The sequence below is a fragment of the Thalassospira sp. genome, assembly GCF_002709775.1.
GTDB lineage: Bacteria > Pseudomonadota > Alphaproteobacteria > Rhodospirillales > Thalassospiraceae > Thalassospira.
Genome location: NZ_PAQR01000043.1, coordinates 68,353 through 90,037, shown reverse-complemented (window position 1 = coordinate 90,037; position 21,685 = coordinate 68,353). Strand labels below are relative to the sequence as shown.

The 21,685-nt window shown below is 47.3% G+C and carries 18 protein-coding genes; 7 read left to right on the top strand and 11 right to left on the bottom strand.

The window, feature by feature from the left end; translation table 11 throughout:
• Window position 1 precedes the first annotated feature (1 nt).
• Together CMO10_RS15080 and CMO10_RS15075 are read left to right on the top strand one after the other, a co-directional pair.
• A complete protein-coding gene (locus tag CMO10_RS15080; protein ID WP_297023842.1) occupies window positions 2-1,075 on the top strand; it encodes a Gfo/Idh/MocA family protein in 1,074 nt (357 codons plus the stop codon).
• Window positions 1,076-1,497: 422 nt separating this feature from the next.
• The gene (locus CMO10_RS15075) at window positions 1,498-3,174 is read left to right on the top strand and encodes a hypothetical protein (protein ID WP_297023838.1); all 1,677 of its coding nucleotides are present in this window, start codon (window positions 1,498-1,500) and stop codon (window positions 3,172-3,174) included.
• A 55-nt stretch (window positions 3,175-3,229) separates the two neighbouring features.
• Here the strand turns inward: CMO10_RS15075 and CMO10_RS15070 are convergent, their stop codons facing one another.
• The 11 genes from CMO10_RS15070 to mntR all read right to left on the bottom strand — a co-directional run bounded on the left by CMO10_RS15070 (window position 3,230) and on the right by mntR (window position 16,583).
• Complete coding sequence (locus CMO10_RS15070) at window positions 3,230-4,357, bottom strand: glycosyltransferase family 4 protein (protein WP_297023835.1); 1,128 nt, start codon at window positions 4,355-4,357, stop codon at window positions 3,230-3,232.
• Window positions 4,358-4,361: 4 nt separating this feature from the next.
• Window positions 4,362-5,267, bottom strand: a complete 906-nt coding sequence (locus CMO10_RS15065; RefSeq protein ID WP_297023832.1) for a class I SAM-dependent methyltransferase — start codon at window positions 5,265-5,267, stop codon at window positions 4,362-4,364.
• On the bottom strand, window positions 5,237-7,174 hold the full coding sequence (asnB, locus tag CMO10_RS15060; protein WP_297023829.1) for an asparagine synthase (glutamine-hydrolyzing): 1,938 nt from the start codon (window positions 7,172-7,174) through the stop codon (window positions 5,237-5,239). The genes CMO10_RS15065 and asnB (CMO10_RS15060) overlap by 31 nt, the downstream gene beginning before the upstream one ends.
• A gap of 2 nt (window positions 7,175-7,176) precedes the next feature.
• Window positions 7,177-8,304 carry a glycosyltransferase family 4 protein gene (locus CMO10_RS15055; protein ID WP_297023826.1) on the bottom strand — a complete coding sequence of 376 codons (1,128 nt, stop codon included), beginning with the start codon at window positions 8,302-8,304 and terminating at the stop codon, window positions 7,177-7,179.
• A 33-nt stretch (window positions 8,305-8,337) separates the two neighbouring features.
• Window positions 8,338-9,159, bottom strand: coding sequence for a TylF/MycF/NovP-related O-methyltransferase (locus tag CMO10_RS15050; RefSeq protein ID WP_297023823.1), 822 nt, complete (start codon window positions 9,157-9,159; stop codon window positions 8,338-8,340).
• 82 nt (window positions 9,160-9,241) lie between these two features.
• A complete protein-coding gene (locus tag CMO10_RS15045) occupies window positions 9,242-10,810 on the bottom strand; it encodes an O-antigen ligase family protein (RefSeq protein ID WP_297023820.1) in 1,569 nt (522 codons plus the stop codon).
• Between the two features lie 21 nt (window positions 10,811-10,831).
• Window positions 10,832-12,757 (bottom strand): asparagine synthase (glutamine-hydrolyzing), encoded by a 1,926-nt coding sequence (gene asnB / locus CMO10_RS15040; RefSeq protein WP_297023818.1) that lies wholly within the window; start codon window positions 12,755-12,757, stop codon window positions 10,832-10,834.
• The gene (locus CMO10_RS15035; protein WP_297023816.1) at window positions 12,758-13,915 is read right to left on the bottom strand and encodes a glycosyltransferase family 4 protein; all 1,158 of its coding nucleotides are present in this window, start codon (window positions 13,913-13,915) and stop codon (window positions 12,758-12,760) included.
• 44 nt (window positions 13,916-13,959) lie between these two features.
• Window positions 13,960-14,727 carry a glycosyltransferase family 2 protein gene (locus CMO10_RS15030; protein ID WP_297023814.1) on the bottom strand — a complete coding sequence of 256 codons (768 nt, stop codon included), beginning with the start codon at window positions 14,725-14,727 and terminating at the stop codon, window positions 13,960-13,962.
• Window positions 14,728-14,731: 4 nt separating this feature from the next.
• A complete protein-coding gene (locus tag CMO10_RS15025; RefSeq protein WP_297023809.1) occupies window positions 14,732-15,985 on the bottom strand; it encodes a glycosyltransferase in 1,254 nt (417 codons plus the stop codon).
• Between the two features lie 157 nt (window positions 15,986-16,142).
• Window positions 16,143-16,583, bottom strand: coding sequence for a manganese-binding transcriptional regulator MntR (gene mntR / locus CMO10_RS15020; RefSeq protein ID WP_297023804.1), 441 nt, complete (start codon window positions 16,581-16,583; stop codon window positions 16,143-16,145).
• A gap of 141 nt (window positions 16,584-16,724) precedes the next feature.
• Here mntR and CMO10_RS15015 point away from each other — a divergent pair, with 141 nt between their 5' ends.
• From CMO10_RS15015 to CMO10_RS14995, 5 genes are read left to right on the top strand one after another with little or no spacing between them, the layout of a single operon-like run.
• Window positions 16,725-17,699, top strand: a complete 975-nt coding sequence (locus CMO10_RS15015) for a metal ABC transporter solute-binding protein, Zn/Mn family (RefSeq protein WP_297023802.1) — start codon at window positions 16,725-16,727, stop codon at window positions 17,697-17,699.
• Between the two features lie 55 nt (window positions 17,700-17,754).
• Complete coding sequence (locus tag CMO10_RS15010) at window positions 17,755-18,555, top strand: metal ABC transporter ATP-binding protein (protein ID WP_297023799.1); 801 nt, start codon at window positions 17,755-17,757, stop codon at window positions 18,553-18,555.
• A 5-nt stretch (window positions 18,556-18,560) separates the two neighbouring features.
• Window positions 18,561-19,799 carry a metal ABC transporter permease gene (locus CMO10_RS15005; RefSeq protein ID WP_297023796.1) on the top strand — a complete coding sequence of 413 codons (1,239 nt, stop codon included), beginning with the start codon at window positions 18,561-18,563 and terminating at the stop codon, window positions 19,797-19,799.
• Complete coding sequence (locus CMO10_RS15000) at window positions 19,796-20,746, top strand: metal ABC transporter permease (protein WP_297023794.1); 951 nt, start codon at window positions 19,796-19,798, stop codon at window positions 20,744-20,746. The genes CMO10_RS15005 and CMO10_RS15000 overlap by 4 nt, the downstream gene beginning before the upstream one ends.
• 45 nt (window positions 20,747-20,791) lie before the next feature.
• On the top strand, window positions 20,792-21,685 hold the full coding sequence (locus CMO10_RS14995) for a hypothetical protein (protein WP_297023792.1): 894 nt from the start codon (window positions 20,792-20,794) through the stop codon (window positions 21,683-21,685).

Below are 21,685 nucleotides of genomic sequence, written 5' to 3'. Positions count from 1 at the left end.
TATGGCAGAAGTACGTGTCGCAGTTGTCGGATTAGGTTTTGGTGCAGCAGTACATCTTCCTGCCCTGACATCGATACCTAATGCCACACTGATAGGTGTTTTGGGTAGGGATGCTTCAAAAACTTCTTCAGTACTAAACAGGCTAAGCCTCCAACAAGACCTGCTCGCTCACAGTATTGACGAGATCCTTGGACGAGAACCTAATGTTATTATGCTCGCAGTGCCTCCTCACGCAAACGAGCAACTTGCATTACGAGCCATACGATCTGGATGCGCTGTACTTTCAGAAAAGCCATTGTCGAATACCCTCGCGAGCGCACAGCGTTTGGCGGATGCAGCGAGAGAATCTAGCTTACTAACCGGTGTAGATTTCCAGTTCGCAGAACTGCCTGTTTTTCAGCGTCTCGCAACCGCAATATCAAGCGGCCTAATTGGGCAAGTAAATCACGTAGATATAACCTGGGCTGTGCACTCCTTTGCACAACAACATAGAAAATGGTCGTGGAAAACAGACCAAAAATGTGGAGGCGGAGTATTGAGCTTACTCGGGTCACATTTGTTATATTTGGTGGAATGGTTATTCGGACCGGTAGTGCGTCTAACCTCTAGCTGTTCCTCGTCAAGTACAGCACATTTCACCCCCACCGGAGAAACACCGGCTGAGGACTTTGTTAATTTGAGCCTCGAACATGCGTCGGGAACTATAGTAAACGCTGTTATCTCCAATTCTTCTCCGGGAATACACCGGCATCTTTGGCACATTTGCGGAACCGATGGATCGCTTGTACTTGAGAATAATACGCCGGATTATATGCAGGGTTTCACATTAAATGGAATGGAAGATAGCAACGATATTACCAGTCACAGGTTGAGAGAAGTATCCGACGACGGCCGTATCGCTCCCTTTCGGTCTTTGGCACAGAGGTTCCTATCCGAAGTGGCCTCTGGCAGTACTGTGTTCACCCCCAGTTTTCACGATGCTGTTCGCGTTCAGTATTTAATCGAATCCGCAAAATTATCTTCGGAAAACAGAAGAACTTTATCGGTACAAAACAATGCAGCACGCATCAGATAATGTGTTTTTTTTGGGGGTAATCATTTGACTTTCCGTCAGATCAAACCGAACATTTTTGTTTCGCCAGCAATACTTGCCCCATTACCTCCAATTATTGCTTTCGATATTGGCTCAAGAAACAGCCCACATGACGTAGCCCAAATTGCTTCCAGCTCATCATTCTCTTGCTTTGAACCTAATAGTGATTATTTCCAAACGCACCGCATAACTAACAAGATCGACCACCTATATATTACGAAAGTTGTGTAATACACGCCATACGCGTAACACAGAGAACAAATACAACTTTTATTCTCAGACGTAACGTAATTGGACTATGAATTAGTCCGTTAGAAGCACTAGACATTAACACAGCTAATGATCTTGAGTTGGCACAAGCGACCCTTTCCTACGAAAAAATATCTTAAAGAGAGTTACCCACATTGAGATTTATTTTAAGAGATCAATCAATTCGAGCTCTATACAAGTTTGGGGTAGCAAAGTTTGTGCGCAAGATTGGCTTCAAACTGAGCTCTCGTTACAGAAGAGAGCTAGCGTCCAATGAGCTACAGATTGCAAGTATCGGCCGCTCCAGACTTGATGCTGTAAGAAAGCAACTAGATGAGAGGATTGATTGCGCAAACAAAGTTGCACTTGTAAGCTCAATGGACGGCATATCAAATGTACTACTTCAACTTCCAATTATGTCGAGCCTATCGGCTTGCGGCATAGAACCTGTCGTGATTTTACCTTCTTTCGCTTCTGAACATCAGAAGTCATTATACCAAATGATCGGGGTACGTCGGTTTGCATACTGGGATTCAGAGGAAGCTTCGAAGGAATTCAAAGAAACCCTATCCCACCTTTCAACCTGCAAAACCCAAGAAGAAGTACTAGAAATTACCTGGAAAGGTATTCATGTCGGAAAATTTGCGGTTTCAACACTGATGCGACGGTTAAGGTCTGGGACAATAAATCCTTCAAGCCCTGGCGTATACGAGCAATTAAAAGTTTTACTTCGGAGAACCATTGATCACGCGAATAGCGCTCTTAACTTGATTGAAACCTGGCAACCTTGCACTGTGGTATTGATAGATCGGGGATACACACCCGAAGGCCCCATGTTTGAGGCATGCATGCAGAACAATATCACTCCAATCACTTTGAATTCAGCTCACAAAGACAATGCGCTCATCCTGAAAAGATACGACATTACAAACGAAAATGTTCACCCCGTTTCACTTTCAGATGACACATGGAGTCACCTCAAATCCATTCCCTGGGATGAAGAGAAATGGAAAGTGCTGAAGGATGAAATTGAATATTGTTACCGCTCCGGTCAATGGTATGGCGAAGTCGCGACCCAATTCAACACCGAAATCATGGACGAAAACGCGATAAAGTCTTACCTTGGGATTAACCCATTAAAGAAAACAGTTCTTATTTTTCCTCATATTTTTTGGGATGCTACTTTCTTTTGGGGCGAAGATGTCTTCAATGACTACGAAGAATGGTTTCGTGAGACAGTGAAACTTGCCTGGGAAAACACATCCGTCAATTGGATTATTAAAGTTCATCCCGCGAACGTAGTGAAAAATATTCGTGACCGTAGTAATGCTGAATTTTCCGAACTTACAGTATTAAAAGAATTCGGGAAAATTCCGGATCACATCCATGTTGTCCCTGCAGACACTCAGATATCTACATTGTCCCTATACCAGATAGGAGACGTTTGCTTGACTGTTCGTGGAACAGTCGGTATCGAAGCCGCAGTATATGGACTAACGGTAGTCACTGCCGGAACTGGCAGATACGACAGATTGGGCTTCACAATTGACGTTGAGACAAGGGAGCAATATCGCCAAATCTTGAGCGAAATTGATAACATTGAAGCACCAGATACCAGCAAAATTGAGCTTGCGCGTAGGTACGCATATGGCATTTTTCTAACTCGTCCGGTATTGCCAGAATCCATTAACTTCACATACTCAAAATCGAGAGAAGCTAAGCTAACCGTTTCGATATCGGAAAAAGCAAGAGAAGACATCTTCTATTGCAAGGACATCCAATTACTCGAAAACTGGATACATTCTGGTGAACATGACGTACTAAATGCATGATTAACGATATTTTACATTTGAAGCTGAAAGTTTATATAAACACAATAAAAATATTTTATTTATTGCCTGATTGGTAAATATCTATATGCTCTTGGACAATTTTATCAATATCAAATTCTTTCTCTGCCTTTTCCCTTCCGGCTCTTCCCATTGAAATGCAGAGAGCAGGGTTTTCAAGCAGATTTTGCAAGGCATCTGCGAGAGAAATACTATCTCTAGGTGGTATAATTACGCCCGTTACTCCATCCTTAACAGCATCTCGACACCCCGGCATATCCGTTGTTACGATCGGTCGTCCACTAGCCGCAGCCTCAATCAGAACCTTAGGAAGCCCTTCTCCATAGAAAGATGGAAGAGTTACGATAGTCGCTTCCTTCATAACATTAACTATATCGGACCTATACCCTAAACGCTCAACTATTCCTTCGCGATCAATATCTTGTAGGTCTTCTAAAGACAAACTAGTTGGGTTCCCGGGATCAATATCGCCGACCAACTCGAAACGTGCGCGTACACCTCGGACTTTTAATATTCTAGCTGCCTCAACAAATTGCCACACCCCTTTATCGGAAAGCAACCTACACGCCATAACCACACGAGGCATGCCACCGGGCAGATCAGACATTTCGTACGACCGCAAATCTACCCCAGAGCCCTTGATAATCTTGGTATCCTTCGTGCTCAGCCCGGCGAGACGAGTAAGGCAATCTAGATCTGTAGAGTTTTGAAAGATGACTGTCTGATTTCTGTGGGACAGAGCTATACGATATGCGACAGCTACCACAGAACGAAGGAGACTTGCTTTGATCCCCTTGGCAACGAATGTATGCCCCAATCCAGAAATTGCGGCAACTAGTCGACGAACACCCAGAATCCTCGCAGCAATGCCACCGTATATCACTGGCTTAATAGTAACCAGGTGAACAACATCGGCCTTTACGTTAAAGAAGACCTTAAACACTTGGATAAAGGCCTTAATCTCCTTCAAAAGGTTGCTTTTACCTCGGGATATTGAGATCTTATGAACAGTAAAACCGCATTCCTCCAAGCTTTTCATGCCGTCTGTAATGCTTACAGCAACATGCACTTCGAAGCCCTGTTTTTGAGCGGCAATAGCTAGTGGTAATCGATGCGATAGAAAGAACCAATCCACATTTACCACATACAAAAGACGCTTCCCCATCGCCTTAGCGCTCAACAATTTCGGTGGGACGCAAAAGAATCTCTATCTCAGCAACCATGAAATCTTCATCTGGCATTGCTTTAAACTCGGATGCAAGGTTCGCACGTTTGATCGGCATACGTTCCCATTTTGTCTCAGAAAGAACTTTGACCGAGAAGCCCGCTTGCCGAAACAGCTCAATCATCTCGCTCGGGCGCAGTCGATTTGTGTAAAATCCTGCATCACTAAAAAACGAGCTTTCCCAAACTTTGTCCGTGAAACGTAAGTTATTTAAACCGCCAGAAAGATGGTCACGAAAGTCGATGCTGTGAACACCAATGCCATCAGGACTTACTACCCGGCGCAATTGCCTAGTAAACTCCGGAAACTCAGCTCTGGACACATGCTCCAAAACCACTTGCGACCAGAAGAAGTCAACAACTCCTTCTGGGATTTCTTTCAATGACTCTGTGCCCTCTGTTAAGTATTTAATATTTAATGCTCGAAGAGTTTCCGCCACGTCGATTGTATGTGACGAGATTGGCAGTTCCTTACCATTTCTTTTGAGTTTTTGAGCCACTTCACGAAAATCATTAATAGACGTATTGGCGAAATGTCCTGCGTCGACTAGCCACACAGACTTTGCACCAAACGCGCTCGCGACTGCACCAGATAAAATTGAATCACCTGGACCCAACTCAAGACAGCTGAACCCATCGCGTAATTTTCGGCATTCTACTGCCTTTGCGAAGTATCTTTCAAATGTACTAACTGCTCGTTCTGGGTCGTCCATTTGACCGTGCCGAAAGAGGCCTAGCTTTTGCCAAAACCGGTAAGAGAAAGGTAATTTGGATAAAAATAGCTTTGCGAGAACTTTCATCCACCACGGCACAAATTTCATCAAACCCATCTCTTCACCTTTTCCAGCCATAGCTGAAACATTAGCAACGTCCAGATAGGACCTGCAAAATTAACCTTACAATTCAAGTGTTGTCGCCATACAAAATTAACCTGATCAGGATCAAAAAACCCTTGCTCGTGTAATAGATTACTCGAGAGATTTGATGTTGCCCATTCTCGCAAAGGTCCGCGCAACCATGAATCTAAAGGAATACCAAATCCCATTTTCGGTCGCTTCATCAACTCTTTTGGTACATAGCGATACAGAACCTCTTTAAGCAACCATTTGCTCTCGTTGCCCCTCAATTTCATATCAATTGGTAGGGACCAAGACAGTTGGACTACTTCTTCATCAAGGAGAGGGACCCGGGCCTCAAGCCCTGCGCGCATGGTTGCTCGGTCGACCTTGGTAAGAATGTCATCTGCAAGATATCCTTTCGAATCCCACACCATCTGTCTTTCAATATCCGACAGGTCTAAATGGTTAGAACTCGAAGTGTAGTTGCAGTTAGTTGCATGCTTTTTACATTCTGATGCCATTATACTTTCAGGACTTGGCCACTGGGAAATCAATGCTCTTTGAATGTCCGACAGGTCAGACGATCCCAATACTCGTCCAATCTGGTGAATCTTTTGACCAGGAAGACTATACCTTGCAGACGGTGGTAGCACTCTAGAGATAGTATCCCATGCTGCAGGTGGAACAGATCGTCCTAAAACCGATATGAGCTTCCGAGCAGGGAACGGGACTTGTTTCAGTCTTTTCCAAAACTCGGAAACAGTCGCATACCTATCATATCCAGCAAATAACTCGTCTCCTCCATCCCCTGAAAGAGCCACCGTGACGTCCTCTCTGGCAAGACGCGATAGCAAATAAGTCGGAATCTGTGAAACGTCTGCAAACGGTTCATCATAAATATCAGGCAGTTCAGGGATTACCGACAGAGCGTCTCCATCAGTGATGTAGAGCTCAGTATGATCAGTGTTCAAACAATGTGCTACAGCAGCTGCATGCTGTGCTTCGTTATAATCTTGCTCATAAAAGCCAATTGAGAACGTCTTTACCTTTGTCGGACTAGAGGTTTGCATTAGAGCAGTCACCAATGTGGAATCAACTCCACCGGACAAAAACGCGCCCAGAGGCACATCTGAAACCATCTGTCTCTCAACACTTGCGAGAACTGCCCGCTCCAGGGTGTCAGCAGCTTCTTTTGCATCACATATTTGATTGCTGCGCCCAAACTGAACTGCTTTCTCCAACTGCCAATACGGCTCAGGTGCTCGCATCGTGCCTTCATGAAACTCTGCAACATGTCCCGGCTGAAGCTTAAATACACCATCAAAAATGCTAAGCGGTGCGGGGACATACCCCAACCTCAAGTACTCAGTTAAAGCTACACATGATATTTCAGGAACTTTACTCTCATAAACAGCGATCGGTTTGAGCTCAGACGAAAACATAATTTTGCCGTTGCACTCTGTATAATAGAGCGGCTTAATTCCCATCCGGTCTCGGGCAAGAAATAATTTTTTATCTTCAGAGTCCCAAACAGCGAAAGCAAACATACCGTTTAGACGAGTTAGGGTGTCTTTTACCCCCCATGCCTCAAATGCACTTAGCAACACCTCAGTGTCTGAGTGGCTGCGAAAAGACATACCCAACTGTTCTAAGCTGAACCGCAACACTTTGAAGTTATAGATTTCACCATTGAAGGTAACAATATATCGGCCACTAGCTGAAACCATTGGTTGCGCGCCAGCTGGAGACAAGTCAATGATCGACAGCCGGGTATGCCCTAATCCGACCCGAGCATCATCGGAAACCCAAGTCCCATATCCATCAGGTCCTCGATGTCGCAAGGCCGACGTCATTTTATCTAAGCTCTCTTTAGATACTTGATCTCCGTTGGGAACGACTACCCCAGCAATACCACACATGCTTAGTTGCGCCTTCCTTGAACAGCTACAGATTTCAAGTCTTCAAACACACCCAATGCGATATTCTTCCATGATAGATCATTACATGCAGTATTGAGGCCTCCTTGCGATATCTGAGTGTAGAAATCAGCCGACAACAATAATCGTTCTAACCCTTTGGTTAAACTTTCTGCATCAACGGAAGAAGTAATCACGCCATTAATTTCGTGCTTTACTTGCTCACGCAAGCCAGCAATCGGGGTAACAACAACAGGCATTCCATAGGCCATCGCCAAGCCAACAACGCCAGATTGACTGGCCTCGCGATATGGTAGAACCAGAATATCGCATCGCTCGAAGATCCCTAAGATCTCTGCCTCATCAATCCAGCGATTTACTAGCTTAATGTCTTTCAATTTAGCTATGTCTTCAAGATAAGGGCCAAGATCGCCCCCCCCCCAAATCTCTAATTCGACCTTCGGGACCGCCTCTTTCAATCCTCTAAATGCCTTTAGCAGAAGGTCCAAACCTTTGTAAGGCAGAACACGGCCAAAGAACAGAATGCGTGGCCGACGCTCAACCGGTAGAATACGTGGAGTATCTCTTATATATTCGCCAAAATGCCCGTGAACTGATCGAAAAATTCTATTTTTGGGGTAAGAAAATTGTTCTTGTAAGCTGTTTCCGACCGAACTGGTTAAAACAATAGCACCGTCTGACTTTCGAATATCGTAGTCCAATAGAAGACGTCGCCAAAGCTGATCTTCTCCAGGATGTCGATTTGCATCGTGAACTACTAACACATACTTCACGTGAAACTTTGCAAAGGCACCAACAATGCTCCAATTCCACAAATGATCCATCGTGCATACAACAATGTCTATGTCATTGTCCTTTAGGTATTTAAAGAACTTATACTTGATCCAAGGAAGCCTTATAAGACCAGCGACAAACCCGAAAACACTATTGTATGTGCTTATATCAAAACGCCCAAAAGCCGAAACATCTGAAAACTTGGAATACAGTTCTGACTGGCGAGACAACGATAGATGTAATTCGAGCTGATCAATTTTTGCCAATTCCTTTGACAGCTCTAAAGTATATTTAGGCCCCCCACCTCGGCGCCCCCAATGCCAAATCAAAACTTTCATGAGACAATTATTTTTCTTCTATTTAAACGAAAACTAATAGTTAATCTCAAACAATGCCTGGACGCCGTCTTCCGATATTGCCACGACCCGCCATCTGGTAATGTGAAATAAATCGATAAACTCCATCCATGCTTTGAATTCATGGTTTACCGAATATAATTCATCGAACAAAATGTAATAGTGGTGCCTCATTTGTCCGCAAATGGCGTCCAGAACAGGTCTGGTACTCATGTATATATCTGCATCAAAATGCAGCAGCTGCACATCTTTCAACTTTTCCGCGACGCAAAAGCTTGGGATTGTGTGGCAAAACAATCCCTTGTGGATTTTTATGTTTTCTTGAGGCACGGGCGGAATTTCACCAGTTCTTGTCACAAACTCTTCAACATTTACTTTCTGATCAGGAAAGTCATTCCATAACTCTGCGGGGTAACCAAAGCCCTTGATTGCTCCCTTTGGCAGCTTATCCCAAGCTTCCGGAATCCCTTCGAAACAGTCAAAACCATGGAATTCAGTTGAGCCAGGAAGGTTTTTCCAGAAATAGTACAGTGACCCGCCATTGTTTGTGCCGAACTCAAGAACCTTGCCTCCTTCCCCAAGACATCTAACCCTCTCAATCGCGATATCCCATATCTTGTGCTTCGACCCACTCTTCGAAAAACTAGGGACGATGAGAACATTTTGGTTAGGTGCTACTTCCTGTTTCCAGAAATGTTCAAAACTCAGAGTGTTCGCAATTTTTTGAATCAGCATGGAAAATCTATACAACGCCTTGGCGAATCCTTCACCAAAGATAGATAAATTAACAATAGTTCTACGCCATACACTAGGATGTTTGCATTTCAACTCAGACAAAACCTTCCCCCTGTCCCCTAGACCGACAAATCTAACTAAAAATCATTAGAGCAAAGACAGCACATATTACCAGTATAAATCACTACACTTGTTCAATTTTTCTCGGAAGCTTTATCTCGCCCGACAATGAACTAATATACCGCGAAGATATCAAGCCGATGAACTGCCACAACCAAATAACCCGATACTGATCAGCTAACAAGCTACTCAAAAACAAAGAAACAAATGCGAACAACAGAAAAACTTTATATTGGTTCGCCTCCGTCTGAGAGATCTCCCCCCCCCCAGAAATTGAGAGTATAGATTTAAGCACAACAATCCAGAGGCTCACCCACACCAAAAACCCCAATGCTCCTTGTTCTGCCAGTATCGTTATGAATAAGTTATGAGCACTGTTACCCACGCCAAAGCCATTTTCGCTGTACTCTTTCAGCATCCCTGGTCCCGTTCCAAATACAGGGAACTCCACCCACGTACTAAGTGCATTTATTAGAAGATAAATTCTCTCTAATCCAGGCACGCCCCCATACTCTGTCATAGCGAGCCCTCCTCTGGTTTTTGAGAGCAAACTATTGAGGAACACGTCGGGATCAAAGAAAATCTGGGCAATAGAATTTGACGTCAAAAGGTAATAAGTGAATGATATGTCACCAACATCAGCGCAAGAAAAGAACCTGAAATACCAGGCCGTTGTTAAAAATAGAATACCACTAGCTAGAATAAAAACTGCATAAAGCCCCATTCTTTTATCCCTGAGACTCAGGACGAGCATTATACAAAGAATGGTATAGATCACAAAAACCGATCTTGATACCGCGAATAGTAAAAACGAAAATATCACAAACAACAAAAAAACTAATGCACGCCTTAAGGTTATATTTGAAGCATTACGGTGCACCAAATAAAATAAAAACGGGATCGCAGCCAACATATAAGAGGAAAAATAATTTGGATTACCAAAACTACTTGAAACCTGTCCACTCGAATTAATAGGCCCCCCCTTTAAACCTCCAAAACAAGAAGCTACATCGTTCAATGAAAGGACCGCATATAAAATAGCGACAAATAATGCCACCATGACCGCACGAAATAGAGATATCAAATCCTCTTTATTTATCAATGAATTTGCCAAAACGAAGCAATAACTAACCGCGAGAGAAAGACCGGCAATTTCGGCAATACCGTACTTTATCTCATCCCACACAATGAAATTGGCCCGGAGAAGATAAGCAAAAAAGGACACTGAAGCGACAAAAGGGATAAAAATCAGGTTACTATCTATACTTCTCCAGCAAACAGCTAAAAACCTACCGCGAACGAAAAAGCCAATTACGGCACTTACTGCGAAAAAATCACCTATACCCTGAGTAAAGAAATGCGGAATAGGAGGAGCGTTCAACAATGGCGTGGAAACAATTGAAAGTATTAATCCAGATTTGAAATCCCATACCCCAAACACGAACAAAGGAATAAGCATAATCCATATTAAATTTACACCAAAAATTTCGTAACCTTCACCTATTTTTATCGATGATATATACACAGCATAACTAAATAATATCCAAAAAGATGTAAAAAACATCTCTTTAAAACCATAAATTCTAGCACCAGAAATAGATAAGTTGTTCCGAGGAACGCTCAAGTCAAACATTTTGCAATTCAGTCATATCTATCATTGATAAAAAATTTCTTTAAAACCATGCTCACTGGTAGTAACACTAAAATGATTTGGTGCCTTGTGCTTAACCCATCCACCTAAGTTTGATTTCCATTTGAGATACACATATATGGACCACAAAAATACTGAGTGGTCATATTTTCCTATAGCATGCTCATGTAATAACCGATCGCATTCCTTAGGATCGAATTGATTTTGCGACCTAACAAGATTTTTTAGATCTTGCCTAATATTTCCAGTTCGAAACCAGCTTCTGATTGGGAGTAAAAATCCCTTTTTTGGCCTATCTATAATGCTTCGAGGCAAAACATTAGAGAAAGCGTCTTTCAGAATTCTTTTCCGAACGCTACCAAATATTTTATATTCTTCCGGCAATTGAAGTGCAAATTTTACGATATCACTATCAAGAAACGGCAGGCGAACTTCTAGCCCATGCATCATTGCTGCATAGTCAACCTTCTTAAGCATGTCATTGGGCAGATTGAACATTATGTCCATCATTTGAATATCTTTAAGGTCACCCAATCCAAATTGCTTGGCATCTATTGTCTCATTGAACTGTGCTGAGGCTAAATTCATGGACCGTAGATGGCTATGATCAGCATATGTCCGCCAACTCAGGTAACTCTCCCACGGAGTTCGCTTCAGGTTTTTAAGGAAAAGGGCTGCGGCTCTGAGTTTCGGGTTTTTAATGAGGGCAGGGTTCGATGAAACTGGAACGTTCATCATAACCGACCTAAGCCAAGAGGGCATCGTAGCACCCATCATGATCGCAGGATATACACCGTATCCCCCAAATAGTTCATCGGCCGCGTCGCCGCCCAAAGCCACTTTTTCGTCTATTTGCGCGCAAATCAATGACGTCGGGATTATAGATGCATCAGCAAATGGCTCCCCTAAAGCATCTAAAACTTGGTCACATCCATCACGAACTGTGTCTTCAGTTACCTCAACCACACAATGCTCTACATTTGGAAGGGAACCGGCCACTTCCTTGGCGTAGACTGTCTCATCGAATTCAGGATCGTTGGGAAACCCTAGCGAATACGCCTTTATCTTGCTTGTACTGACTTCAGATGCAATCGTAGTTATAATTGAGCTGTCTATCCCTCCGCTTAAGAGGGTCGCGACAGGCACATCCGCACTCTCTAAACGCAATCGTGTTGCCGTAGTCAGGACAGTTCGCAACTCTCCAACTGCGTCATTATAACCAAAGCCTCTGTTGGTTTCGATTGAATCGACCTCTGAGCGAAGGTTGTAGTAGGTTCCCTTAGAAATCCCTTCGTCCTCTGTCCACTGCAACCAAGCCCCCGGCGCAAGTTGCTCCACTCCTCTGAAAATACTCTTAGGTGCAGGGATATAAGAGAATTGAAAATACTGGGCAAGTGCCGTGTCGTTCTCTTCCAGGATGTTTTTCCCGGCAATTCTAATCAAAGGCGGCAACTCCGACGCAAACGTTACTCCCAGTGCATCGCAATGAAAGAACAACGGTTTTTCGCCGAAACGATCTCTTGCCAAGCTTAGTGTCCGGGATTGCCTATCCCAAACAGCAAAAGCAAACATGCCTTCAAGGCGATTTAAGCAATCTCTTCCCCATTGTAGCCAGGCACAGAGCAAAACCTCGGAATCAGAATTCGTAGAAAACTCGTGACCAAGCGCGGCTAGCTCAGAGCGTATGCACCTATGGTTATAAATCTCTCCGTTGAAAACAAGCACATGAGAGCGCGTTTGCATAGGTTGCGAAGCGCGCTCTTCCAAGTCTACGATAGCCAGACGCCGATGCCCTAGGCAAACTCCATCGTCAACCCACAGCCTTCCGCCATCAGGGCCACGATGTCGAATTAGATCAAGTGCAGCTCCAAAATCTTCTTGATTCGGCAAACCAGTGCGGCGCCCAACCCATCCTAGAATACCGCACATTTAACGTTTCACTCCCAATAGCACGTCATAGAGAGTATCGTACCGCCTTCTACTTGCCCAAATTGAGTACTTTTCGCCAACGTGTGCCCTTGAATGCTTCCCCAAGCTTGCAGCCAAGGATTGATTGCCCAACAGCTCGCATACACCTTGAGCCAATGCTTCAGGGTTTCGATCAACAATTAAACCGGTTACACCGTCAATGTGACATTCGGATACGCCTGGTGCATCTCCAACAACTGCAGGAAGGCCAGAGGCCATACCTTCGAGCACTGCGTTACTCATGCCTTCCCATTCTGATGCAGAGACATATATCGAAGCTTTTGCTAGAACGGCCGGAACATCGCGCCTTCGTCCGAGCAAAACAACATGGTCAACTAATTCTTTTTTCCTAATTTCATATTCCAAAACCTCTCTTTCAGGCCCTTCCCCGACAATCCACAACTTAGTATTCGGATAATTATCTATAATATTACTTAGCGCCTCTAAAAGCATTAGATGACCTTTAGAAGGTATCAATCTACCTACAGAAATTAATATATCTCCACGTTTCAAAGGTAGATTTTCTGTAATATTTTGGGCGGCAGCGTCAAACTCATGGAGATTTATACCATTCTCCAGGGCCAACAACTTGGAAACATCAGTATAAGGATGTAGTGAGGACACTACTGATTGGGAGTTTCCAGCAACAACGTTAAATGGCGCATACAAAAGCCGAAAAATCTTTTTCAGGCGGCTCACTTTTTTTGTCGTTCTGTGAACATATGCCCAACCTATATCCCGATACATCATTGCAATAGGCCATGCAACAAGCGCGGCTTGGAAGCCATGGACAACGCAAATATCAATATTTCGATTTTTTAGTACCCTCCACAGCCGCCATTGAAAGAATATCAGGTAAGGCAGAAGCAAGAAAAACTCACTCCATGCCAAGCCCGCTCGTTGTGATCTTTGAGAAAAAGTAATCTGCTGCAAGCGCTTAGAGCGCTTTCGAAAAAGCTCAGCACACTCATCGTCCTTGAACAAAAAAGCGAAATTTTCGTTCAATTTTTCATTACTATTAGCGGCAAATAATTGAGAAAGTTGCTGCTCTCCTCCATTTACCCCATACGTTCGCATTAAGTGCAAAACATTAATATCGTTCTCTAGAGCAACGACCACTTAGATTATCTCTCTCAAAATAGATCAAAAAGGCGGCTAAATTTTCACTTTAATTGACGCAACCTACGCACCAGTTGCCATTTTATATGCTTCAGCAAAAAATCAAACCAACCACCTATCCAACTCCGCCCATACCGACGTGCTATTCGCTTAGACTCTGCAAATGCCCAATCTGGTCTCTGGTAACTTATTCCGCCTGCGTACATCACGGTTACTGGAACTTCAATATAGCGCGTCGGGAAGCGTTGCGTTAACTTCAAAACCATGTCGTAATCGGCAGCTATCCGGTACTGAGTATCGAATAGCCCGACTTCACAATACATGCGCCTAGGTACAAACATAACGGGTTGCGGCATGTGCGAAGCTCGGAGCTCACGCTTACGCGAATACGGCTCCCCAAGCAGTCGCCGCTTACCGAGCATGTCAACATATAACATTTGTGCATGGCAAACGGCGTTTCGGTCCAATTCCGGTATTAATTTTGCCAACGTATCAGTAGAGAAATATACGTCATCTGCATTAAGGAAATGGATTACTTCTCCTTGGGCTAAAGACAAGCCCTTATTCATCGCGTCATATAATCCATTGTCCGGTTCACTAACAAAGGTGGAAATTGCATTCCCATATCCGCGAATAATATCAGTCGTACCATCCGTCGAGGCACCATCGACAATAATATACTCAAGCCCATCTATACTCTGAGCCAAAACACTGTCGATGCAGCGGCCAATAACAGAGGCACCATTTCTGACAACAGTTATAACAGATACAAAAGGCTTGGGCGTTTTTTCGGTATGATTTTCTGCAGTCATTCAATTAATGGCCTAATCTAATCTCATGGCATAAACCTATAAAAGCATTTGCCTGATCACGGAGCGAGAAGGTTTCTTCAGCATGCTCTCTAGCATTGACACGCATGTCAGACAACTTCCCTAAATCAGAAAGCATATCGAGAATTGCGCGCCCTAAGCTATCTCTCTCTGCAACCTCGACAAGACGACCATTCTTCCCATCCCGAACAATATCGGGCATGCCGCAAAGATCAAATGCCGCAACCGGCGTTCCACATGCTATCGCCTCTAGAGCAATGTTAGGGAGATTGTCCTCAACAGACGGAACGACCATTACGTCAGCAAGATTATATGCAGATACTAGCTCTTCATCACTCTCCAGACGGCCAAGAGAAATTGAACTTATAGGCAAATCTGATGTCTGAAAGCTATTGCTGCCGAATGTTACCGCACAAACCTCGGGGGCAAGAGGGCTCTCAGAAATCAACTGCAACGCATTCTTTAATTTGTCATATCCTTTACGATGATCATCAGCTGGGCTCATTGCACCAAAAGCAATGACTAGCTTATCTTCCGGCACCCCCCATCTTTTCCTCGCTAGAGAGCGGTCAACAGGGCGATAAGTGGTTAGATCAACACCTGTTGGTATAACCTCAATACGCAGGCCATCAAACAATGAGCTACGCTTCGCCAAAGCCGCCATCCAGTTACTTGGAGCTACTATTGTTAGATTAAGTGAGCGCCAATGCACTTTTTTTTCAAGCCATAGCTTATGCGATACATCGGAAGGTGAAGGAGACCGAAGTTTCGGGCAGTTACCACAAGCAACTTCAAATCGGTCACAACTCCCTGGGTAGTGGCAGCCGCCTGTAAAAGGCCAGCAATCTGATAAACGCCATATCAATGGCTTAGCCAACGTGGCCAACTTTTCTGGAGTTAAGCAAGCGCCATTCACCCAATAAGCCAGAATCACTTCCGCTTCTTGCACCAATAGATTTTTCGGTGGATCCAACAATGAAAATCGGGGGAAAGAGAGGAATTCTGATGCATTCACAGCAAGGTTCCGTGACACCTTTGCTTCAATATATTCATAGAGCCTATTACGCTGATGCCCAAAAGCATTGCGAGCGATAGTTTCGACCGAAGAATCTGATGTTCGCTTCCGGCTGACCAACATTTTTGAGTCCACGTTGGCATTCTGGAACGATGTATGGATGCGATAAGCCGCTCTTCCAGCACCACTGCCACCGTCACTATGGCTCAAATGCAACACCTTCATCTGACAAAACCTTTACCTCAAAAATAAAATTAACCTTGCACGCAAAAAGCATTTAGAAACCTCGCTTCTTGATTAAAGTAGAGAGCTCAAAATCCGATCATGGCACCTAAAAACACACGCAATTTCAAATTACTTTTTTTTTGATTCGTTAAAACGCTCAATCGACAACATTCTCACTAGAAAAGTTGGCGAATTTTTCTAAAGTCTCCTTACTTACATGATGCTCGATACCCTCGGCATCAAACTCGGCGATCTCGGGGTCAACTCCGATGGAGACGAGGAAGTTATAGACGATCTGGTGGCGTTCGCGACATTTTTTGGCGAGGGTTTCGCCTTTTTCTGTCAGGAAGATTGAACGGTAGGGGCGGGAGGTGACGTAGCCGTCGCGTTCCAGGCGTTTGATGGTGTTATTGACCGTGGCCGCCGTTACGCCAAAGCGTTCGGCCAGGGCGACCGAGCGCGCTTCGCCTTCCTCAGCGATCAGGTCACCGATCATTTCGACGTAATCTTCGGTCACTTCGCGGGCATGTGCGTCGCGCAAGCGTGCGAACACTTCGGCCTTGTTGTGACGCGGGTTCAGCGGCGTGTCTTCGCCCATTGATCTCTCCACTCCAGACTCCTGAAACCTTCATAACAAGTAAGTACGCAAATAGCAATTTAGCCTTGACTAACTTTAAAAGTCCGCACATAAATAGGGGATATTCACCAGAGTAATTCCAATTTGCCGCCGGATGCCCTGATGCTGCTTTTCCCCACCCTTCGCCATCTTACCTTCTGCTTTGCCCTGCTTGTCCTCGCATTGATTGCCGGCACGAGCATGTCACATGCTAAACCGCTCAATGTGGTTGCGACGACATCGATGATTGCCGACGCCGCCCGCCAGGTCGCTGGTGATCGCGCAGAGGTCAAGGCGCTCATGGGCCCGGGTGTGGATCCGCACTCCTATCGTCAGACCAGAAGCGACATTGCCGCCATGGCGCGCGCCGATCTTGTGCTGTGGCATGGGCTTTATCTGGAAGCGCAGCTGGAAGAGTTCTTTGGCGATCTTGGCAAACGCCGCAATGTGGTTGCGGTTGGCGGGGCCGTCGCCCGTGACAAGCTTTTGAGTCATGCCGACTATGAGGGCCGGTTTGACCCGCATGTCTGGATGGATCCGAAACTTTGGGAGACGGTGGTTTATGCCGTGCGCGATGCGCTGATTGCGACCGACCCGGATGGTGAGTCGACCTATAGCACCAATGCCGATGCCCATGTTGCCGAGATCGAAAAGCTGATCGACTATATGTCAAAGGTCACCGCCACGGTGCCCAAGCAAAGCCGCGTGCTGTTGACCGCCCATGACGCCTTTAGCTATTTCGGACGCGGCTATGATTTTGACGTACTGGGCATTCAGGGCATCTCAACAGAATCCGAAGCCGGCCTGCGTCGGGTCGAGGAACTAGTCGACACCATCGTTGATCGCAAGATTTCCGCCGTGTTTGTTGAAAGTTCCGTCCCCGAGCGTAATGTCCGCGCCCTGATCGAAGGGGCCGAGGCCCGTGGCCAGAAGGTTACGATTGGTGGTACGCTTTATTCCGATGCGATGGGCGATCCGGGCACCTATGAAGGTACTTATATCGGCATGATCGATCATAATGCGACACTGATCACCCGTGCCCTGGGCGGCGATGCCCCCGAAGGCGGTTTTCAGGGCAAGCTTGCCGCCGGTTCGTAAGGTTGGCTCGATTTAAAGCGAAACACACGACGTAAAACGAAACAGGACGACCCCCATGAGCAGCGCCAAACTGGTTGCAGAGTCAGGCAAGATACTCGACGTCGCGGCAAAGGATGCGCCGCTGACCGTGCGCGGCCTGACCGTGTCTTATGGCAACAAGCCAGCGGTATTTTCCGTTGATGCGTCCATCCCGGCAGGATCGATGACGGCAATCATCGGCCCGAATGGTGCGGGCAAGTCGACGTTTCTTAAAGGCACACTTGGCGTTGTGCCCCGCCTGTCGGGTGAAGTGCGGATTTTTGGCAAGCTGTTTGAAGATGCGCGTGATCGGGTTGCCTATGTGCCGCAGCGCGCCAGTGTTGATTGGGATTTTCCGGCCCGCGTGATCGACGTTGTCCTGATGGGACTTTACGGATCGGTCGGGCTGTTTCGCCTGTGGCGGGCGCGCCATCGTGCACAGGCAATGGACTGCCTGAAACGTGTCGGCATGGCCGACTTTGCCGACCGCCAGATTGGTCAGCTTTCCGGTGGACAGCAGCAACGTGTGTTCCTGGCCCGTGCCTTGGCCCAAAATGCAGAGTTCTATCTGCTCGATGAGCCGTTTGCCGGTGTTGATGCCGCGACCGAACGCGCCATTGTTTCCGTACTCAAGGAGCTTAAGGCCGAAGGCCGCACGGTGGTCTGCGTGCATCATGATCTGTCGACGGTGGCGGAATATTTTGATCGGGTACTTTTGATCAATGTGCGGCGCATTGCCGAAGGCCCGGTCGACACGACCTTTACGGCCGAAAACCTTCAGGAAACCTATGGCGGGCGGCTTGCCGCCACCCATATCGATGAATTGCATCTGGCGTAACGCGCATGGGATTTGTTGATTATTTCATAAGCGCCCTTTTCCTGCAGGCTGGCTACAACAGCGCGCTTGTTGCCATTGGTGCGGGGCTGCTTGGCCTGTCGGCTGGCAGTGCCGGGGCGTTTATTTTTCTGCGCAAACGCGCGCTTGTTTCCGACGCCATCAGTCACGCCACCCTGCCCGGTGTCGGCCTTGCCTTTATCATCATGGTGGCGTTTGGCAGTGACGGGCGCTGGTTGCCGGGGCTTATCCTTGGATCGGCAATTTCATCGGCCATCGGGCTTTTGATGGTCGAATGGATCACCCGCAAAACCCGCCTGACCGAGGATGCCGCGATTGGCGCGGTCCTGTCGGTGTTTTTCGGGTTTGGCATTGTGCTTTTGACCGTGATCCAGACCATGTCATCAGGCCGTCAGGCCGGGCTTGAGAACTTCCTGCTGGGCTCAACGGCCGGCATGCTGATCTCAGAAGCCACCACGATTGCGATTGCGGGGGCACTGGCGGCAGCATTTGTGTTCCTGCTGCGTCGCCCGATGACGCTGGTGGCGTTTGATCCGGAATATGCCGCGACCACCGGGGTCAATGTCCGCAATATCGACCTTGCCATGATGGGGCTTGCCCTGATTGTCACGGTGATTGGTCTTAAGATCGTCGGGCTTATCCTGATTGTAGCCCTTTTGATCATTCCGCCGGTTGCGGCACGTTTCTGGACTAATCAGGTTGGCAAGATGATCGGCATTGCCGCGGTTATTGGCGGGCTTTCAGGTTATATCGGTGCGGTATTGTCGGCCGCTGAAGCATCGCTTCCAACCGGGCCAATCATTGTTCTGGTCGCCTTTGGTTTCTTTTTGATATCCGCTTTGTTCTCGCCGTTGCGCGGCGGGTTGGCATCAGCCCTGCGGCATCAACGGTTCCAGCGGCGCGTACATCGCCGGCAGGGCTTACTGTCACTCGCTCGCCGTGAACCGATTTATGACGGGCTGACCATTCGCATTCTGCGCCGTGCCGGAATGATCCGTGCTGATGGGGTTGCCACCGCACGTGGCCGGATTGCCGCAGAAAAGGCCGCCCATGATGAGGCCCGCTGGGCGATGGCGCGCCGGATGTTGCCCGATGATTCCGCGATTGAACGGTATGATGGTCTCACCCCGATCGAACGGATGATGACGCCCGATCAGATTGCCGAGATCGATCGCATGATCCTGAGCGCGCAAAACGCACAAGCCCAGCAAGGAGCAACGACATGATCGATGATCTGATCACGGCCCTTGGCGCGGAATTTGTCCAACTCAGCCTGACGCCAATCGTGATTGGCACACTGGCCGCCATTGCCTGTGCGCTTCCGGGCAATTTCCTGTTGCTGCGCCGTCAGGCCCTGATTGGCGATGCCATCAGTCATGTGGTTCTGCCGGGTATTGTCGCGGCCTTTCTGGTGACCGGAACGATTACCGCCGTGCCGATGATGATCGGCGCAGGTGCGGCCGCCATCGTTGCGGTGATCATGATCGAAATCGTCAAACGGTTGGGTCGGGTTGAGCCGGGGGCGGCCATGGGGCTGGTCTTCACTACCCTTTTTGCCGCGGGTGTTCTGTTCCTTGAAATCACTGACACCAGTTCGGTGCATATCGATGTGCAGCATGCGTTGCTGGGCAATCTTGAAAGCCTGATCTGGTTTGACGCCGAAGGCTGGGGATCGCTTCTTGATCCCGCAGCCCTTGCCACCCTGCCCCCGCAATTGCCGCGTTTGGCGGTTGTTCTGGTGGGCATTACCCTGTTCATTTTCCTGTTCTGGAAAGAACTGAAAATCTCGACATTTGATGCGGCCTTTGCCGGTGCCATTGGCATTCGTCCCCGCGCCCTTGGCTTTGCATTGGTGGTTGCCACCGCCGTTGCGGCAGTGGCCGCCTTTGATGCGGTCGGGTCGATCATCGTGATTGCGATGTTTGTCTGCCCGCCCGCAAGTGCGCGCCTGATGACAAACCAGCTTGCCCGTCAGGTCGGATGGTCGGTTATCTTTGCCACCATTTCAGCTGTTCTCGGTTATGTCTTTGCCGGTTACGGCCCGGGCTGGTTCGGATCACCCTATGCGGTCAGTGCGGCGGGAATGATTGCCACGGTTTCGGGGGTGATCCTGATCCTGACCTGCCTGTTTGGTCCGCAACGCAAACGCACCGGTCAGCACGCCGAAGCCTGATTGTTTGATCTGGCACGCCTGCTCGAGCACGGGCATAGTAAAGCGATGAGTGATCGCGCGCGAAACAGCCTTCAACGGATATGTCTGATTGCCATCCTAGTTCTGACCGGTGGGGCAGCAAGCCATGCCCAGACGGAACAGTTGGCCACCGAGTTGCGTCATTTTGGTGACATCGAACTTGTGGTGTTTGAAGGGCGTGAGGATTTCCTAAGCAAGATCGACGCGGCACTCGGTCTTGGCAATATCAAGAACCCGGATCAGACCTTTGCCAGATTGCCCCGTTCGCCGTTTACGGTGACTGGTCGCAAGGGTGATGCGGCGCTGGCAACCTGCCGGATTTTTGTCCCGACCAAACTCACACCGGAAAGCAAAACCGAAATCTTTGCCGAACTGATGCGCAACTGGTTTGGCGCAAAGCTTCACTATGCCAGCACGGCTGATCTGACATTTCGCTGGCTGATTTTTCATGAAGTGCGCCATTGCCAGCCCGATCATTTCGGCGGTGACGTGGTCAAAGATCATCAGGATGAGCATGAGGCCGATCTGTTTGCGTTTAAGCAACTGGCTACTGCGCAAAATCGCGATCAGTTGGCCACAGACATCATCGCATTCAGAATGATCACCGCCGCCCTGATAGCAGAGCCCAGTCATATGACGGGTTTGTCGCTGAAGCGTGCCGTTGAAGAAAGGCCGCCACTTAATGCCAAGACGGAAATAGCCGCCTTCAAGGCCGTCCGCGCGATGATCGGCGCGCAGGCCAAATCAATTGCAACAACGGTCAATCCGACGAATCGCGAACTGATCCGTGCGATTACCGAATTGCGCCACGATACCGATCAGGCAACCGATCCGCTGAATACGGAAATCCTGATTGCACTGGATGATGCGATTGCGCATTTCGCGCCGGACCTGCATCAATCGGTCGCAACAGTCCGGTAG

What these genes read in the sequence shown, in the direction of transcription:
- CMO10_RS15080 (WP_297023842.1), top strand. Translation starts at nt 2, where the DNA reads ATGGCAGAAGTACGTGTCGCAGTTGTCGGATTAGGTTTTGGTGCAGCA.
- CMO10_RS15070 (WP_297023835.1), bottom strand. Translation starts at nt 4,357, where the DNA reads ATGGGGAAGCGTCTTTTGTATGTGGTAAATGTGGATTGGTTCTTTCTA.
- CMO10_RS15065 (WP_297023832.1), bottom strand. Translation starts at nt 5,267, where the DNA reads ATGGCTGGAAAAGGTGAAGAGATGGGTTTGATGAAATTTGTGCCGTGG.
- asnB (WP_297023829.1), bottom strand. Translation starts at nt 7,174, where the DNA reads ATGTGTGGTATTGCTGGGGTAGTCGTTCCCAACGGAGATCAAGTATCT.
- CMO10_RS15055 (WP_297023826.1), bottom strand. Translation starts at nt 8,304, where the DNA reads ATGAAAGTTTTGATTTGGCATTGGGGGCGCCGAGGTGGGGGGCCTAAA.
- CMO10_RS15045 (WP_297023820.1), bottom strand. Translation starts at nt 10,810, where the DNA reads ATGTTTGACTTGAGCGTTCCTCGGAACAACTTATCTATTTCTGGTGCT.
- asnB (WP_297023818.1), bottom strand. Translation starts at nt 12,757, where the DNA reads ATGTGCGGTATTCTAGGATGGGTTGGGCGCCGCACTGGTTTGCCGAAT.
- CMO10_RS15030 (WP_297023814.1), bottom strand. Translation starts at nt 14,727, where the DNA reads ATGACTGCAGAAAATCATACCGAAAAAACGCCCAAGCCTTTTGTATCT.
- CMO10_RS15025 (WP_297023809.1), bottom strand. Translation starts at nt 15,985, where the DNA reads ATGAAGGTGTTGCATTTGAGCCATAGTGACGGTGGCAGTGGTGCTGGA.
- mntR (WP_297023804.1), bottom strand. Translation starts at nt 16,583, where the DNA reads ATGGGCGAAGACACGCCGCTGAACCCGCGTCACAACAAGGCCGAAGTG.
- CMO10_RS15015 (WP_297023802.1), top strand. Translation starts at nt 16,725, where the DNA reads ATGCTGCTTTTCCCCACCCTTCGCCATCTTACCTTCTGCTTTGCCCTG.
- CMO10_RS15010 (WP_297023799.1), top strand. Translation starts at nt 17,755, where the DNA reads ATGAGCAGCGCCAAACTGGTTGCAGAGTCAGGCAAGATACTCGACGTC.
- CMO10_RS15005 (WP_297023796.1), top strand. Translation starts at nt 18,561, where the DNA reads ATGGGATTTGTTGATTATTTCATAAGCGCCCTTTTCCTGCAGGCTGGC.
- CMO10_RS15000 (WP_297023794.1), top strand. Translation starts at nt 19,796, where the DNA reads ATGATCGATGATCTGATCACGGCCCTTGGCGCGGAATTTGTCCAACTC.
- CMO10_RS14995 (WP_297023792.1), top strand. Translation starts at nt 20,792, where the DNA reads ATGAGTGATCGCGCGCGAAACAGCCTTCAACGGATATGTCTGATTGCC.